18 protein-coding genes are annotated in these 15,932 nt (G+C 59.9%); 11 read left to right on the top strand and 7 right to left on the bottom strand.

Annotation, left to right across the window (positions count from 1 at the left end; genetic code table 11):
* Positions 1 to 54: 54 nt before the first annotated feature.
* Complete coding sequence (locus U6037_RS15980; protein ID WP_322843668.1) at positions 55 to 825, top strand: APH(3')-II family aminoglycoside O-phosphotransferase; 771 nt, start codon at positions 55 to 57, stop codon at positions 823 to 825.
* A gap of 135 nt (positions 826 to 960) precedes the next feature.
* On the opposite strand, the gene U6037_RS15985 is transcribed toward U6037_RS15980, so the two are convergent.
* Entirely contained in the window at positions 961 to 1,236 is a 276-nt protein-coding gene (locus U6037_RS15985) for a DUF2798 domain-containing protein (protein ID WP_127928222.1), read from the bottom strand.
* A gap of 123 nt (positions 1,237 to 1,359) precedes the next feature.
* Between U6037_RS15985 and U6037_RS15990 the strand changes: the two genes are divergently transcribed.
* The 7 genes from U6037_RS15990 (at position 1,360) to U6037_RS16020 (ending at position 9,202) form a co-directional block, all read left to right on the top strand.
* On the top strand, positions 1,360 to 2,286 hold the full coding sequence (locus U6037_RS15990; protein WP_322843669.1) for a LysR family transcriptional regulator: 927 nt from the start codon (positions 1,360 to 1,362) through the stop codon (positions 2,284 to 2,286).
* 78 nt (positions 2,287 to 2,364) lie between these two features.
* Positions 2,365 to 3,441 (top strand): alpha/beta hydrolase family protein, encoded by a 1,077-nt coding sequence (locus U6037_RS15995; RefSeq protein ID WP_322843670.1) that lies wholly within the window; start codon positions 2,365 to 2,367, stop codon positions 3,439 to 3,441.
* A gap of 2 nt (positions 3,442 to 3,443) precedes the next feature.
* On the top strand, positions 3,444 to 3,854 hold the full coding sequence (locus tag U6037_RS16000) for a GFA family protein (protein WP_242209010.1): 411 nt from the start codon (positions 3,444 to 3,446) through the stop codon (positions 3,852 to 3,854).
* 107 nt (positions 3,855 to 3,961) lie between these two features.
* Positions 3,962 to 4,450 carry a hypothetical protein gene (locus U6037_RS16005; protein ID WP_322843671.1) on the top strand — a complete coding sequence of 163 codons (489 nt, stop codon included), beginning with the start codon at positions 3,962 to 3,964 and terminating at the stop codon, positions 4,448 to 4,450.
* Between the two features lie 125 nt (positions 4,451 to 4,575).
* Complete coding sequence (yghU, locus tag U6037_RS16010) at positions 4,576 to 5,415, top strand: glutathione-dependent disulfide-bond oxidoreductase (RefSeq protein ID WP_322843672.1); 840 nt, start codon at positions 4,576 to 4,578, stop codon at positions 5,413 to 5,415.
* A gap of 285 nt (positions 5,416 to 5,700) precedes the next feature.
* Positions 5,701 to 7,878: a TonB-dependent siderophore receptor gene (locus U6037_RS16015; RefSeq protein WP_322843673.1), complete on the top strand. Its 2,178-nt coding sequence runs from the start codon at positions 5,701 to 5,703 to the stop codon at positions 7,876 to 7,878.
* Between the two features lie 130 nt (positions 7,879 to 8,008).
* On the top strand, positions 8,009 to 9,202 hold the full coding sequence (locus tag U6037_RS16020) for a GAF domain-containing sensor histidine kinase (protein WP_322843674.1): 1,194 nt from the start codon (positions 8,009 to 8,011) through the stop codon (positions 9,200 to 9,202).
* Here U6037_RS16020 and U6037_RS16025 read toward each other — a convergent pair.
* The 3 genes from U6037_RS16025 to U6037_RS16035 all read right to left on the bottom strand — a co-directional run bounded on the left by U6037_RS16025 (position 9,199) and on the right by U6037_RS16035 (position 11,711).
* Positions 9,199 to 9,840, bottom strand: a complete 642-nt coding sequence (locus U6037_RS16025) for a LysE family translocator (protein WP_322843675.1) — start codon at positions 9,838 to 9,840, stop codon at positions 9,199 to 9,201. The two genes, U6037_RS16020 and U6037_RS16025, sit on opposite strands and share 4 nt — an antisense overlap.
* A gap of 797 nt (positions 9,841 to 10,637) precedes the next feature.
* A complete protein-coding gene (locus U6037_RS16030; protein ID WP_150774748.1) occupies positions 10,638 to 10,979 on the bottom strand; it encodes a hypothetical protein in 342 nt (113 codons plus the stop codon).
* Between the two features lie 87 nt (positions 10,980 to 11,066).
* Positions 11,067 to 11,711, bottom strand: coding sequence for an ATPase (locus U6037_RS16035; RefSeq protein WP_175554164.1), 645 nt, complete (start codon positions 11,709 to 11,711; stop codon positions 11,067 to 11,069).
* Positions 11,712 to 11,880: 169 nt separating this feature from the next.
* Here U6037_RS16035 and U6037_RS16040 point away from each other — a divergent pair, with 169 nt between their 5' ends.
* The 3 genes from U6037_RS16040 to U6037_RS16050 all read left to right on the top strand — a co-directional run bounded on the left by U6037_RS16040 (position 11,881) and on the right by U6037_RS16050 (position 13,937).
* Complete coding sequence (locus tag U6037_RS16040) at positions 11,881 to 12,129, top strand: hypothetical protein (protein WP_127928245.1); 249 nt, start codon at positions 11,881 to 11,883, stop codon at positions 12,127 to 12,129.
* A gap of 147 nt (positions 12,130 to 12,276) precedes the next feature.
* Complete coding sequence (locus U6037_RS16045) at positions 12,277 to 13,434, top strand: GGDEF domain-containing protein (protein ID WP_322843676.1); 1,158 nt, start codon at positions 12,277 to 12,279, stop codon at positions 13,432 to 13,434.
* Between the two features lie 8 nt (positions 13,435 to 13,442).
* The gene (locus U6037_RS16050; RefSeq protein ID WP_322843677.1) at positions 13,443 to 13,937 is read left to right on the top strand and encodes a PaaI family thioesterase; all 495 of its coding nucleotides are present in this window, start codon (positions 13,443 to 13,445) and stop codon (positions 13,935 to 13,937) included.
* Between the two features lie 26 nt (positions 13,938 to 13,963).
* Here the strand turns inward: U6037_RS16050 and U6037_RS16055 are convergent, their stop codons facing one another.
* Genes U6037_RS16055 through U6037_RS16065 form a run of 3 tightly spaced genes read right to left on the bottom strand, consistent with a single transcriptional unit; the run spans position 13,964 to position 15,932 of the window.
* The gene (locus U6037_RS16055; protein ID WP_322843678.1) at positions 13,964 to 14,257 is read right to left on the bottom strand and encodes a YkgJ family cysteine cluster protein; all 294 of its coding nucleotides are present in this window, start codon (positions 14,255 to 14,257) and stop codon (positions 13,964 to 13,966) included.
* A gap of 54 nt (positions 14,258 to 14,311) precedes the next feature.
* Positions 14,312 to 15,337 carry a hypothetical protein gene (locus tag U6037_RS16060; RefSeq protein WP_322843679.1) on the bottom strand — a complete coding sequence of 342 codons (1,026 nt, stop codon included), beginning with the start codon at positions 15,335 to 15,337 and terminating at the stop codon, positions 14,312 to 14,314.
* A gap of 10 nt (positions 15,338 to 15,347) precedes the next feature.
* Positions 15,348 to 15,932: a hypothetical protein gene (locus U6037_RS16065; RefSeq protein ID WP_322843680.1), complete on the bottom strand. Its 585-nt coding sequence runs from the start codon at positions 15,930 to 15,932 to the stop codon at positions 15,348 to 15,350.

Here is a 15,932-nt window from a genome sequence, read left to right on the forward strand (position 1 = left end):
CCAAACCGCCAGAGCGGCACAATGCGCGCTTCGATAATCGCAAGGACAAAAGACATGGAGTTCCCCGCAGCATGGCGCAGCCAATTTGCCCTTGCGGCCATTGAACAGCAGACCATTGGCGAGTCGCGCGCTGATGTATGGCGGATTACACCTGCCGGGGCGGCGCCGCAGTTCGTCAAAACCGAACAAGTGATGACTTGGGGCGAGTTGCCCGGTGAGGTACAGCGCTTGCGCTGGCTGGCGAGCCAGGACTTGCCGGCGCCGCGTGTGCTCGAGACCACCACTGAAGCCAATCGCAACTGGCTGCTGATGACCGCCATTGCGGGGCGGGATCTGGCCAGCAGCGAGCACCTTTCGCCGGAGCAGATCGTCGCGCTCGCGGCGCAGGCATTGCGCACATTGCACGCGGTGGCGATCGACAGTTGCCCGTTCGATCACAGTCTGGAGCAGAAGATCACACGGGCCCGCGAACACCTGCTCGCCGGATTGATCGATGAAGAGGACTTCGACGATTCGCGCATTGGCCAATCCGCCGAAGCCGTGTTCCAGCAGATGCTCGCCGCACGCCCCGAGCACGAAGATCTAGTGGTGACTCATGGCGATGCATGCCTGCCCAATCTGCTCGCCGACGAGGGTCGCTTCAGCGGGTTTGTCGACTGCGGACGACTGGGCGTCGCTGACCGTTATCAGGATTTGGCGTTGGCCGCCCACAGCATCACGGACAACCTCGGCGCGCAGTGGCTGCCGCTGTTTTTCGAGGTCTATGGTGTGGAACCGGATCAGCAGCGGATCGCCTTTTATCAGTTGCTCGACGAGTTTTTCTGAGGTCCCCATAAGACCTCTGGGTCGGCAGTGAGGCCATTCGCGAGCAGGCTCGCCCCCACAGGGAATCGCGGTCTAAATGTGGGAGCGAGCCTGCTCGCGAAGACGTCAGAACAGTCACTGCTGAGACGGGGCCTTTCAACAATGCGGATGCACCGTCCACGCCACCAGTTTGATCACGATCGGCCGCACGACCAGGATGCACAGAAACGCCACGGGCATCGCCAGCTTGTAAGCGTGCAAGGCATTACTCAGGTAGTCGTTATCAATGCCCGAGTTGGCGGCAGTGATCACCAGCGACATCAGAAACGCCATGATCGTCGCCATGTACAACGCAAACACATACGGCGTGGCACGCGGTGCCAGCTTGCGGCGACCGATGATCAAGGCTTCGGCGTTGGTTCTTTGATTCATATGGCTTTTCCATCCATTGACAGGGAGACCGCACGTTAGCAAAGCCGACCCAGCGCAACTAGACGCTCAACCGCAGGTACTTTATAAAGCACAACTTACGAATCAACCCTCAGCGGGACATGGATGAATCTGTTAGCGGCGATTGCCAGTTTTATCAAAGTGGTCGAAGCCGGCTCGATAGTCGGCGCGGCCAAGATTCTCGGCGTCAGCGCAGCGGCGGTCAGCCAGACGATCAATCGACTGGAAGCGCACCTCGGCGTACGCCTGCTGCAACGCACCACGCGCAGCATGGCGCTGACCGAAAACGGCGCGGTGTACTACGAGAAAGTCCGGCGCATCGCTGCCGATCTGGAAGCCGCGCAAAGCTCGATCAGCCACGATGAAACCGAGCTGCAAGGCCGGCTGAGCATTGCCTCCACCTCAGCGTTCGGCCGCCATGTGCTGGCCTCGCTGATCGCCAGTTTCGGTGCACTGCACCCGCGCCTGCTGATCGAGCTCTCGACCACCAACGGCAAGATCAACCACATCCAGGACGGCATCGATCTGAGCCTGCGGATCAAGCCGCAGCTGGAGGACGGCATCGTCGCGCGCAAGATCGTTTCACTGCCCTTCATCATGTGCGCTGCGCCGGCCTATCTGCAGCGCGCTGGATGGCCGCAATCACCCGATGACCTGCAAAACCACGCCTGCCTGGCGTTTCGTTATCCCCTGGACGGGCGCTTTCTGCGCTGGAGCTTTGTCCGCGACGGTCAGCGTTTCGACGCCACCATCAATGCCACGGCCATCAGTGATGACATCGATGCGCTGGCGCAGATGGCTGTCCACGGCGCCGGGATTACGCGACTGGCGGAGTTCGTGGCAGCCCCTTATCTCGCCAGCGGGCAACTGGTGCCGCTGTTTGGACGCAGCGATGCGTCCCACTCCGTCGTCCAGCCGATGGACATCTACGCCTGCGTACAGGAACGCGCGGCGATGACGCCGAAGGTCAAAGCCTTTCTGGATTATCTGAGCGCGCAACTGGCCGCGCGCTGGCCGCTGGAAAATGTTTAAGACGCAGGGCTCGCTGAAGCACGCGAAATCGGTCAAAGTCCACCTCGCCAAATCGCCCCGTCATGGAAGATTGCAACAATGAAAAAGACTCTCGGCGCACTGCTTCTGTTCTGCCTGAACAGCCACGTATTCGCTGACGCTCAACCCATTGGTTTCCAGTACGCCACGCTGGCCGATCCGCGCAACGAGCGCCCGCTGGAAATGGTCGTCTGGTACCCGAGTGCGACCACCTCGACGACAACCAGACTGTTCGGCGACAACCCGGTCTTCGTCGGCGCTCCTGCGGTGCTCGATGCCCCCGTCGCCAGCGGCGCGCATCCACTGGTGGTGCTTTCCCACGGCAACGGTGGAAGCTGGATCAACCAGACGTGGCTGGCCAGTGCGCTGGCCCATCAGGGTTACATCGTCGCAGCGGTCAACCACCCCGGCACCACCAGTCGCGATCGCAGCCCGCAAGCAGCGGCGCAGTTGTGGCAGCGTCCGGTCGACCTGAGCCGCGCCATCGATGCGGTGACGGCACAACCGGATAAGTTCGGCGTGGTGGCCAAGGATCGAATTGCCGTTATCGGCCACTCTCTCGGCGGCTGGACAGTGCTCGAAACCGGCGGCGCACGCTTCGATCCCGAGCGTTTTGCCGAAGACTGCAAGGCTCACACTCAGTTGGCCAGTTGCACTGTTTACCAACAGATAAACCCCGACAGCACGGCGCAATCCAAAGCCCGGTTGGCGGCAGACTGGCGTGACCAGCGCGTCACCGCCGTGGTTTCTCTGGATCTGGGCCTGTCGCGCGGGATGACCGATGCCAGCCTTGCGACCTATCCCGTGCCGATTCTGGTGATTGCCGCCGGCGTACCGTCGAAAGAACTGCCCGCGCAACTGGAATCGGTCGACCTCGCCAAACGCCTGCCGAAAACCTCATCGCGTTACGTCGAAATCAGCGATGCCAGTCACTTCACGTTCATGGCGATCTGCAAACCTGGCGCCGTGGCCATGCTTGACGAGGATGTGCCGGGCGACAGCATCATCTGCACCGATGGCGTCGGCGGTCGTCCGCGCGCGGTGATTCAACAACAAGTGATTTCCCTGATCAGCGACTTTCTGAAGCAATCACCCGGCAATTTGAAACCGGCCATGGCCTACAAGGACTCCCGATAATAATGCTGACGCCCTCCCCTCAGACCTTCCGGGGCAGTTGCCTGTGCGGCGCCGTGAAATACCAGATTCGCTCACGGCCCAAAGCGCTTTCGCACTGCCACTGCAGCCAATGCCGCAAAAGCCACGGCGCGGCATTCGCCAGCTACGGCAGCGTGCTGCGCCAGAACCTGGAATTGCTCGAGGGCGCCGACCAGGTCAAGTCCTATCAGTCATCTGAATCGGTGCAACGCCAGTTCTGCACGCACTGCGGCTCGTCGCTGTTCTGGGCACGCAATCAGGGTGAATACAGCGACTGGATTTCGGTAGCGCTGGGCACGCTCGACACGACGTTCACCACGGAAAAACAGCAGCATGTCGAAGTCACGTCGAAGGCGCCGTGGTTTGAAATCAAGGATCAATGGCCACAGCGCTGAGCCTGAAACCGGAATCGAGCGCCAATCTGCGTTTTCCGCGTCGCACGACGGCTAAATTCTTCTGCTTAACTGGTTCGTTGCAGTTCTTGTTTTTCAGGAGGCCAGCGATGACACCGGCAAAACTCACTGTCGTGTTCTTGGCCGCCAGCCTGTTCGGCTGTGCGGGCTCTTCGAACCCCGGGACCAACGTGCCGTTGACCGCCACCCGGCAAAACAGCGGGCAAATCGGCAATGTCACGCTGGCCGACTGGGGCAAGGACACCGGATTCAGCTTCTTCATCAGTGGCGCACCCAACGGCGCCTCGCTGCCGTTGCGTCTGTACGCGTTCGTCTACAAAGGCAGTTGCGCGCAGCCCGGGCCAGTGGCCTACGCGATGAACGACAAAGTCACCACCGAACGCCAACCGGTGCGCGGCTGGGCCTTCTCGCGCAGCGCGCCGGTCAGCCTGTCGACGTTGTTGACCGGCGAGTACGCCATCGTGGTGCGCACCGCAGCGACCGATGGCAACGTGGATATTTTCTGCGGCGATATCCGTCATGCAGACAAGATGAATGACACGGCGAATCAGGCGCTGACGAAACCGCCATCGAGCTGACGACTGCCAGAGCTCACCGTTTGACGTTCAATCCATCGCCCTCTGGAATACACAGCGGGTTCTGTGGTGTCCTGTCCATTATCAGCGAGGTATTTTTCCCACTTGCCAACGATGAGGCCCCTTACATGAGCAAAGCGCCATACGTTCCGCCCCAGGTCTGGAAAAACCAGGCACCGTCCGGCGGCCAGTTCGCCAGCATCAATCGGCCGACTGCCGGGCCGACCCATGACAAAACCCTGCCGGTCGGCAAGCATCCATTACAGCTGTACTCGCTGGCCACGCCCAACGGCGTCAAAGTGACCATTCTGCTCGAAGAGCTGCTGGCGCTGGGGCACAGCGCTGCCGAGTACGATGCATGGTTGATCCGCATTGGCGAGGGCGATCAGTTTTCCAGCGGGTTTGTCGAGATCAATCCGAACTCAAAAATCCCCGCGCTGCTGGATCGCAGCGTCGAGCCGCCGATCCGTGTGTTCGAATCGGGCTCGATCCTCCTGTATCTGGCGGAAAAGTTCGGCGCCTTCCTGCCGAAAGACCCGGCCGGCCGCACTGAAACGTTGAACTGGCTGTTCTGGCAGATGGGCTCGGCGCCGTATCTGGGCGGCGGTTTCGGGCATTTCTACGCCTATGCGCCGGAGAAGATGGAATACCCGATCAACCGCTTCACCATGGAAGCCAAGCGCCAACTGGATGTGCTTGATCGACGTCTGGCCGAAAGCACTTACCTGGCGGGTGACCGTTACACCATCGCCGACATCGCGGTCTGGCCGTGGTACGGGCAACTGGTGCGCAACAATGTCTATTCCGCCGCAGAGTTTCTCGCGGCCCACGAATACACGCACGTGCAGCGCTGGGCAGAGGAGATCGCCCAACGGCCGGCCGTCATTCGCGGGCAACGCGTCAATCGCACGTGGGGCGATGAGGCAACTCAAGTGCCCGAGCGGCACCAGGCCGAAGATCTGAACTGAGCCCTTTTCACCTCACGCTCATCCGCTGAGCGTCCCCCATCAGCAGCGCCGGCGCAGTTTTTTTGCGCCGGGCCGCTGCGCTTTGATTCACCCCTCGCACGCCCCCGAAAACCCCACTTCCCTGCCAATCCCTCGCGGTAGAGCCTCCGGTCAATTGTGAAAAATTCATTAACTAACTGAGCCGAACGGCTTTCTTCACCCGGAATGATCTGACACACTAATGCGAATAATTCCTACACGCACTCGCACTGGATTCGTTTTCGTATCATTTGGGGAAGCAGATTGATGTCGTTTCGCACCATTCACCGCCGCTCAAACCGTTCACCTAACCTGCTCGCGCTGGCCATTTGCATGGCCAGCGTCACACCGGCGCTGGCCGATGAGGCAACGCCCGCCTCGCCTGAAAGTGCCGCCCCGGCCACGCTGGAACTGGACGCCACTGAAATCGGTGCCACCCAGATGAGCAGCACTACCGAAGACACCCAGTCCTACACCACCGGCCCGATGCGCACGGCAACCAAGCTGTCGCTGACCATGCGCGAAACGCCTCAGGCGGTGACGGTAATTACCCGTCAACGGATGGACGACCAGAACATGACCAGCATCAACGACGTGGTGAAAGGCACGCCGGGGTTGTTCCTCAGCCAGGCCAGCGGCCCGGGTCGGCAGACGTACAGCTCGCGCGGTTTCGACATCGACACCATCATGTACGACGGCCTGCCGAGTTCGTACTCGCCGTTCTCGATGGCAGTGCAACCCAACCTGGCGATGTTCGACCGCGTCGAGATCGTCCGTGGCGCGACCGGTCTGGTCACCGGTGCGGGCAATCCTTCGGCGGCGATCAACCTGGTGCGCAAACGCCCGACTGCCGATCAACGCGTGACCCTCACCGGCGCCGCTGGCAGTTGGGATGACTACCGTGGCGAGATCGACGCGTCCAGCCCGTTGAACGAAAGCGGCACCTTGCGCGGCCGCGTGGTCAGCTCCTATCAGGGCGCCGACAGTTTCCGCGACAAGGAAGAGAACGATCATGGCTTGTTCTACGCCATCGGCGAAGCCGACCTGAGCGACAGCACCACCGCGACCCTCGGTTTCTCGCGGCAGAATGAACAGACCAACTATTTCTGGGGTGGCTTGCCGATCGGCACCAACGGCCATCACCTCGACCTGCCCCGCTCCACCTATCCGGGCACCGATTGGGAAAACCGCAAGCTGCAAATCGACACCGTGTTCGGTGAAGTGGAGCACCGTTTCGACAACGACTGGAAACTGCACGTCGCCGGCTCGACCTCGACCCTCGACGGCGAGTTCTCCGGGACTTACCTGTCGCGCTACGCCGGCCCGCTGGAAACCACCGCCTATCAATCCCATCACACCGACAAGCAGCGCTCGCTCGACGTTTTCGCCAGTGGCCCGTTCGAAGCGTTCGGCCGCAGCCACGAACTGGTCGTCGGCGCCAGCAACCGCGTGTATGACGCGACCACCAAGGAATACGACCCGTACACCACCGCGTGGCCGATTGGCGCACCCAAGCCTGACTTCGTACGGGACGGCAAAACCCGCACCGTCACCACTCAGGACGCCGTGTACCTGACCACCCGCCTGAGCCTGGCCGACCCGCTGACGCTGATCCTCGGCGGCCGTCTCGATTGGTATGACTACGATGACCGCTCCGGCGACGGCGATTACAAAGTCACCCGTAACGTCACTCGCTATGCCGGCCTGATCTACAAGCTCGACGACCACTACTCGGTGTACGCCAGTTACACCGATATCTTCACCCCGCAGACCCAGAAGGACCTCGGCGGCAAAGTGCTCGAACCGATCGTCGGTGAAAACTACGAAGTCGGCATCAAGGGCGAGTACTTCGACGGCGCCCTCAACGCCAGTCTGGCGGTGTTCCAGATGGACCAGACCGGCCGCGCCACCCTGGCCGACAATCAGTTCGGCTGCCCGGTCCTGACCTGCTACGGATCATCGGGCAAGGTGCGCAGCCAAGGCGTGGACATGGAACTGCAAGGCGCCCTGACCGACAACTGGCAGGTCGGCGCCGGCTACACCTACACCCGCGCGCACTACATCAAGGATGAGAACCCGGCCAACAACAATCAGCGTTTCGAGACCGACACACCTGAACATCTGTTCAAGGTCTCCACCGTGTACCGCTTCCAGGGTCCGCTGCAACACCTGCGCGTGGGTGGCAACGTTTACTGGCAGAGCCGCATGTACAACGATGTCGCCCTGGCCAATAACGGTAGCTACCGCCTCGAACAGGGTGGCTACGCGGTCACCGACCTGATGGCCGGGTACGAAGTCAACAAACACCTGGATCTGCAAGTCAACGCGAACAACATCTTTGACCGCGTCTACTACTCCGCCATCGGCTCCAATGTCACCTGGGGTTCCAACGACAACTACGGCAACCCGCGCAGTTATATGCTGACGGCCAAGTACAAGTTCTGAGTCGCACCGGCAATAAAACACAAGGGCGCCCGGGAAATCCGTGGCGCCCATGTTCTTTCTTGATTGCCGCATTAGTCATGCCTAGCAATAACAGATAGTCTCTGAGCGAACTCTTCAAGAAGCATCGTCCATGACCAACCCGGCATTCATCCCCGACATCGACGCCATCCGCAGCATTGATGCTGTGCCGGTCATCCTGAGCATGGTCAAGCACCTCACCGGCATGCGTTTCGCTGCAGTTGCCCGCGTCACTGACCGAAACTGGGTGGCCTGCGCCGTCGATGATTCGATTGATTTCGGGCTCAAACCCGGTGGCGAACTGGTGCTTGAGTCGACCATTTGCCATGAGATCCGCCAGCATCAGCAGCCGGTGATTTTCGGTCACGCCAGCGCGCATCCGATCTTTTCCCTGCACCACACACCGAAAACCTATGGACTGGAGAGCTACATCTCCATCCCCATCGTCAAAGCCAATGGCGACTTCTTCGGCACCCTCTGCGCCATCGACTCCGTGCCCGCCAATCTGGACGAACCGGCTATCGCCAAGACGCTCACCCTCTTCGCCCAACTGATTGCCATGAGCCTCGACACGCAAACTCATCTTGAGGCAACCAAGGTCGAACTGAGCAACGCCAATGAGCTGGGCCGCCTGCGCGAGCAGTTCATCGCCGTGCTCGGGCATGACCTGCGCACACCACTGAGTGCCATTCGCATGAGCGCTGACCTGCTGGAAAGCAAAACCGAAGAAAAGCGCTCACTCAATCTGATTTCGGCGATCCGCAACAGCTCGGTACGCATGGGCGTGCTGATCGAAAACATCCTCGACTTTGCCCGTGGACGCCTGGGCGGCGGGATTCCCGTGCAGCGTACGCTGGTTGACGACTTGCAACACACGCTGCAACTGACCCTTGCCGAGGTGCAAGCCTCGCATCCGCAGGCGACGTTCATCGCGGAGCTGGATGTGCCGGCGGGCGTCTATTGCGATGCATTGCGCATCAGCCAAATGCTCTCCAACCTGCTGGGGAACGCTGTCACCCACGGTTCGAATGCCACGTCGATCATTTTCAAGGCTTACGCCGAGCGCGACGAAATTGTCCTCTCGCTGACCAATCAGGGCACGCCGATTCCCGCACAACTGATGCCATTGCTGTTCGAACCGTTCTCCCGCGCCGAAGCCGGGCAACGTTGCGAAGGCTTGGGTCTGGGGCTTTACATCGCCTCGCAGATCGCCACGGCACACAACGGCACCTTGAGCGTATCCTCAAACAGCGAGTCGGGCACCTGCTTTGTGGCGAGATTCCCGGCCCGGTTCAAATGGGTTTAAACGGTCTGCCGACGCATCGTCAGAATCGCCGCGCCAAAACCGATGAACGTTGAACCGACCACACGACTGACCCAACGCGACAAGGCCGGCCGGGTCAGCACGCCCTTGGCGCGGGAAGCCAACGCGGCGTATACGCTCAGTGACGACACCGACAACGCCATGAAAATCGAAGTCAGGATCAGAAATTGCGGCAGCAGCGCGGCGCCCTGATCGATGAACTGCGGAAACAACGCAGTAAAAAACATCGTCGCCTTGGGGTTGGTCACCGCCGTCAGAAACGCCGACTTATAGAGCTTGCCGCGAGTCGGCCGCACCTTGCTCACCTCCCCTTCGACGTCCTCCGGGAGCATCGGACCCTTTTTGAACAGCTGCTTGACGCCGAGGTAAAACAGATAGCCGGCGCCGACGATCTTCACTGCGTTAAACAGAATTTCCGAACTGGCCAGCAACGCCCCCAACCCCAACATCGCCGCCGCCGACAGGCAGAACAAACCACTGGCATTGCCCAGCGACGACCAGATCGTGCTGCGCTGCCCGTGAGCGAGACTATTGTTGATCGCCATCAAAGTCGCCGGCCCCGGGCTGGCAATGGCAATCGCCGCGACCAAAGTGAAGGTCAGAATCGAGTGAGAATCCATTTTCGCTGCTCGCCAATGTGAAGTAGCCGCATGGTACAGCTGCGCGATAGCCCAGATCAAAAACCCCTCACTCTGGCCCTCTCCCAAAGAGAGAGGACTGACCGAGTTGTTCAGGGGAAATACGCCGACCTGGAATATCGAGCTGAATTCAAGCTCGGCAGCAGATCAGATCAAAAGCCCCTCACCCTAGCCCTCTCCCAGAGGGAGAGGGGACTGACCGAGGTGATTGTGAGAGATACGCCGACGTGAAATACCGAGTCGAACTCAGGCATTGAAAAGCCCACAAATCGGCTCCAGCAAAAACCCAAAGCCGACCGCACGCTCTTCCACCACTCAACAGGATGAGCGTTAGCTCGGCTGCAGCTTTTGATCTTGATTCACCGGCCGCGTCGGCAGGCTGAGCGGAGGGATTGATCCGGGGGTGGGAGCGCAGCGACCGTTTGGCGCAGCCAAACACAGCGAGAGGAGGTGCAGCGAAGCAAACCGTAGGCGCTGCGCCCGGATCGATCCCGGAGCGAAGGAACCCCGAGCCCCAGCGAGCGGGCCGAACGTTGCGGCAAGCCTTTTTGGGTACTTTTTCGGCGTCTGGAAAAAGTGCCTCGCCGTAAGGGCGAAACCGCCAGCAGCAACACCCGAAGCAACGGATATTCACAAAAAACCCCAAAAGCCTGGTCGGCCCAAAGGCCGCCAAGCCCAAACAAAAAAAAAGCCCCGCAACCACATAAGGCCGCGAGGCAAAAAATTGGTTGGTTGCGGCCAACCAAAGGAGCTCAGTCAAATACGTACAAAAGCCGAAATCAGATGCAATCCTGCGCAGCCCGCTCAAAACTCGAAGGCAACAGATTCGAAGCCAACAAATGACGCTCGTAGATAAACACCTTGCCGCCATTCCCGGCTTTATAAGCCTCAAGCACGTTGTCAGCCGAAATCTTGCTCGGTACCACAATCCGGTAACTGCGCTGAGTCTGCGAAACCGTCGGGTTCAACGCACTGCCCTGCAACTTCGGCACAACACAATCGGCGTACTGCGCAGGCGTCTTGCTGGTCTGCAACGTCAGGCTCGGGTTATTCGGCGCCGAAGCGCAACCAGCGAGCAGCAAAGAGGCAACGGCCAGAGCAGGCACAAAGAAAAGACGCATCGGTGTCATCCTGAAAATAAAAGGTTCGGTTCAACCGGCAACGGTTCAGCCTCACGGAGCCGCCGTCGCCATTCATGTTTTAAGTGTTCAGCTCGACGCCACCAGCGCCTTGAGCGACACATCGAATTGCTTCAAGGCGTTGAGTTGCAGGTCACGCTGTTTATCGATCTGCGCAGCGATGGCCGGTGCCGCCTGGTTATGCACCCAGACTGATGGCAACTGTTTCTCGACAGCACCTTCAGCCTTGCCGATGTATTGCAGGTCGGCGTCGTAGAAACGCGCGGTAAAGCGCGCTTCGACCAGGCTGTTTTGCTGCGTCAGCAAGCGATTGAAGGTATCGAGCTTCACCACCACGTCGGGATGCGCTTGCACCAATGCATCGAGGTTGTCGTATACGGTCACCGACAAGAACTGCTGTTGCAGCGAACTCACCAGCCAGTCGATGGCCAGTTCCGGATCGGAACTGCTGACAAAGGCTTCACGAATCCGCGAGTCGAGCGCATCTTTCGCGCCGTTAACCGCCATGTCGTGGTAACGCTCAAGGTATTGCAGGTTGTCCAGGGTGTTCTCGCTGAGCAACACGCCGACAGTTTGCGAATGCTGCAATGTCGCGCTGCTGCCGGTGAGGGTCTGGAAATGACACGACCCGGCGTCGGCTGCAAACGTCGGTGCAGTGAAGAGTGCTCCGCCCGTCAGCAGGGCGACCAAAGCCAGTCGAGTCAATGTGTTCATCGCGCAAATTCCTTGAGCTGCGTGTTCGATGGAGGCGATTTTCCGCCGATTGCCGACAAAGCAGAACTTGCGTTTCTTGATGGTCACTATTACTTCTAGCAATAGTTGCGCGACGTGCAGACTGATACACACTCAATACAAGTAGAAAAAGACCCATGAGGAACCTTCCTTGAGAACGTTTGACCTGATCCGAGACGCCGTTCTGCCCGACTTCCGCGAGCGCGTGGCCGAGTACCTGGTCCAGTACGAAAGCATATTGCTGGACAAAAACCTCACCGACCCGCAGCTCATCACAGACACCGCCAATCAGTTACGCGGTTACCTGCGCGGGCTGAACACCACCCGCGTGCTGGGTATGGCTTATTGGGAAGAACTGGATCGTCGAGTCGTCGACACCTGGCTCGCGCCGGAGCAATGACCGATCCGCGCAGTGGTTGGGGCGGCGGCGAGCAACCGCGACCTCCCCGTTGCCAGTGGTCTGCGCGGCAACGCGACCTCTGCGAAAAAACCGCCCGAACGCTTACAATCGCCGGTCTAACTGCCAATCAGACAGGCTCATCAAGAAATGCCGCTCGACCCACCTACGATGTTGACCATTTCCATCGCCCTCGCAGCCGCCGCCGCGCTGTATCTGGCGATCGAGTGGCGCAGCATTCGTGAGCCTTCGCTGCTGTTCTGGAGCGCCGGTTTCGCCACCATCACTGTCGGTTCCACCCTGGCCCTGCTGCGCAGCAGCGGCTTTTTATTGATCGGCATCTGGTTCGCCAACGGCTTGCTGGTGACCGCGCATTTCCTGTTTCTGCTCGGTGTGGCGCGTTTCACCCAGATACGCCTGTCGCCGGCCTGGTACCTGATCTTCGTCAGCTGGCTGGTCATGCTGTTGTTGCCGGACGGGCCGCTGTGGTCGAAGGTGATGCTGGCGGCCAATTCGCTGCTGGTGGCGCTATCGACGCTCAAGGCCAGCTCGCTGCTGCGCCCTCACGGCAAGTCGCTCAGCGTCGGCGCGGTGCAACTGCGTTACGTGCTGCTCGGTCACGGGATTTTCTATGTCGCCAAAGCCTTGACCGTGGTGATCCCCGGCACGCTGATCGATCTGGCGGCGTTTCGTGGCGAGATCATCCAGATTTCTCTGGTCGAGGGCGCGATGGCAATCATGTTGATCGCCTTGTCGATGACCGGCACCGAACGTTATCGCCGGGAAAAACAGATCGCCCGCCTCGCCGAACGCGACCCGCTGACGGCGCTGTACAACCGTAGAGCCTTGGAAAAGCGTGCGCCGCGCCTGCTCGAACACGTTTCGCCGGAGCATCCTGGCGCTTTGCTGTTGATCGATATCGACAATTTCAAACTGGTCAACGACCAGTATGGCCACACCGCCGGTGACCGTTTGCTGATCGCCCTGAGCGAGATGATCCGCTCGGTGCTGCCGCGCAATGCGCTGACGGCGCGCCTGGGCGGTGACGAGTTTGTCATTCTGTTAAACAGCGCATCGAGCGAGCGCGTCATGGAACTGGGCAACGCCTTGCGCGAGCAGTTTATGAGCATGACCGCACAGACATTCCCCACCACCGCAGCCGTGACCCTGAGCATCGGCGCCAACCTGTTCGACAAAGCGCCTGCCAACCTCACCGCGCTGATCGAACAAGGCGATGCCGCCCTCTACGAATCGAAACGCGGCGGACGCAATCGCCTGCGCCTGACCGGACTCACCACTCCAGGATAATAAAAAGCATGTCCAGCCTCGATACTCCGCTGCAAGACCTCGCCGCGCCCGAAGGCGTTTGTTACGGCTGCGGCGGCCGCAACCCGCATGGCCTGCACGTCAAAAGCCACTGGCATGAAGACGGCGTGCACGTCATTGCCGAACACCTGCCGGAGGCCAAGTACTGCGGCTGGCCGGATCTGGTCTACGGGGGGCTGATCGCGATGCTGGTCGACTGCCACTCCAACTGGACAGTCATGGCCTACCACTACCGCGCGGAGAACCGCGAACCCGGCAGCTTGCCGCGCATTGACTGCGTTACTGGCAACCTTGGCATCAAGTTCATCAAACCGACGCCGATGGGCGTGCCGCTGGTTTTACGGGCGATAGTCGAGGGTGAGGTTGGGCGCAAGACCCGGGTGATCTGCGAGGTGTATGCGGGGGATGTGCTGACGGCGGTGGGTGATTCGGTGTTTGTGCGGGTCGATACCGGGCAACTGGCGGATGCGGCGCATGGGCGTTAAGTCCCGCCGACGCGGGTGCACAAGCGTCACTCGATTGCCGCATGGTCAATCGCTTGCGCCTGCAACGCTTCGCAGACTTCCACGTTGATTGCCACAAAACGATCCCAGCTATAAGCCTGACGGTAATGCAACTGATACTGCCGATCGACGCGGCAAATATCCGGCCGTTCATTGTAGATACCACAGCCCTTGTCGGTCGCACTGTAGTGCCGGCAGGTGCCGTCGCCGCGATCGAGGAAGCGGGTTTGCTCCGCCCTATCGACCTTTTGGCAACACAAGCCGCATTGCGTGCAGGGAAAAGTACAGGAACTCGAGGTCATGGCAACGCCAGAAAATGCTGGAACAGGCCCGTGCGCAAGGCACGGGCCGGTTTATCAGGCAGGGATTGGATCAAGCCGGTTTTTTTGACCATTCGCCACGGCGGCGACATCCTGAAGGCGTTTCTCTGTCGACAGCACCAGATTGCCGTCCTGATCGAGAATCGCGGTATCGATCATCGCTTTGAGCAGTTGGGCAAACTTGACGGAGCGGAATACCACGCTTTTGCTTTCGTCCGAGTACGTGCGGAAGTCCACTCCGTCGTTATCGAGGACTTTTTTCAACTCAGCCACGGCGCGACGCAGTTGCGAGCTGACCTTGGAGAACGTGGTGTTGGCCAGCGAGGTGACTTTTTCGATGGCCTTGAGCTTGTTCGCCATCAACTCGGCTTGATCGCGGATGGTGCGAGCCTGCTCGAGATTACTGCGGGCAGTGTTCAGGGCTTCTTCGCCCTTGTTGCCCATCACGTGACCAAAAATGGCCAGCGCCGGACCTGCGACGATGCCACCCAACACCATCATGCCACCGGCCATGCCGTAGCCACCGGCAGCCAGCGAACCGCCACCCAGCCACGCCAATGTGGCGTTGGTCGCCGCCACACCGCCCAGCGAAGAAATGGCCGTACCGGTGCTCGCGGTTGCCAGCAGCATCGTGCCGTTGTAGGCGCCGAAAGCCAACGCTGCGCCGCCGCCCAGGCCTGCACCCAGACCCAGCCCTGCATCCTTGAGCGCTTGATAATCCTGACGCAGCCCCGCCAGCGTCTTGTTGGAGAAATCACCTGCGGTGAGTTTGTCCAGCTCCGGGTTCTCGCCGAGCTCGACGTTCTTCAACCGCTCGTAGGTCTCGATGAACTCAACGATGACGCCATTGAAGGCCCGCAGCTTGCGCTGGCCGTAATCTTCCAGCGTGCTGTTGGTCGACTGACGCTGGTCTTCGACCTTGCGGTTGGCCGACTCCACCATGGAGCTGGCGTCGCTGTTGATGTCCTTGGCGTTGCTGTGGTCGACAGCGCCGCTGATCCCTTTGACCGCGCCGTAAATACCGGCAATGGCCGCCGCACCGATAATCAATGGAAGAGGCATGATCTGTTCCTTATTCGAGAATGATGGCAATGGTTTTGCTGACTTCCTGGTTCAGCGTTTCAGCACGCTCCAACAGGTCATCGAAGATGAAGTCTTCCAGTTGATGGTGACGCTGATACTCCTTGAGCAATGCCCACTCGATACTTGAGATGTGCCCGTCGCGCAATGCCACCAGCAACAGTTCGAACAGGATCACCTTGGGTGCACTCAGCAACTCGAACGTCTTGCCCTTGAGCAATTCCTTGAGCACCGTCGTCGCTGCCTGCACCCGCGTTTCCGGTTTCTCCATTTTTGGAATCGGATAGGTCTTGAGCACCTCGATCAAACGCTCGCGAACGTCCGAGGTCAGCGTAAATGGCGCGAAATTCAGGCCGAACGTATTCGTGCGGGCGACACCGGCAGAGCTCTCCAGCTCGGCAATCAGCTCGCGCTCCTGATCGTCCTCACGGATGGACAAGGCATTGAGGTCGGTGCTTGAGCTGAATTCGTCGGAGGTCTTGCCGTCCCACAGCAACGGCTTGTCGGCCATCGCCAACAGTCGCGACAGCTCCAGCAAATGTTTTTTGTCCACATCGGACAGCAGCTTGATCAGCAT

The sequence above is a fragment of the Pseudomonas sp. B33.4 genome, assembly GCF_034555375.1.
Lineage (GTDB): Bacteria > Pseudomonadota > Gammaproteobacteria > Pseudomonadales > Pseudomonadaceae > Aquipseudomonas.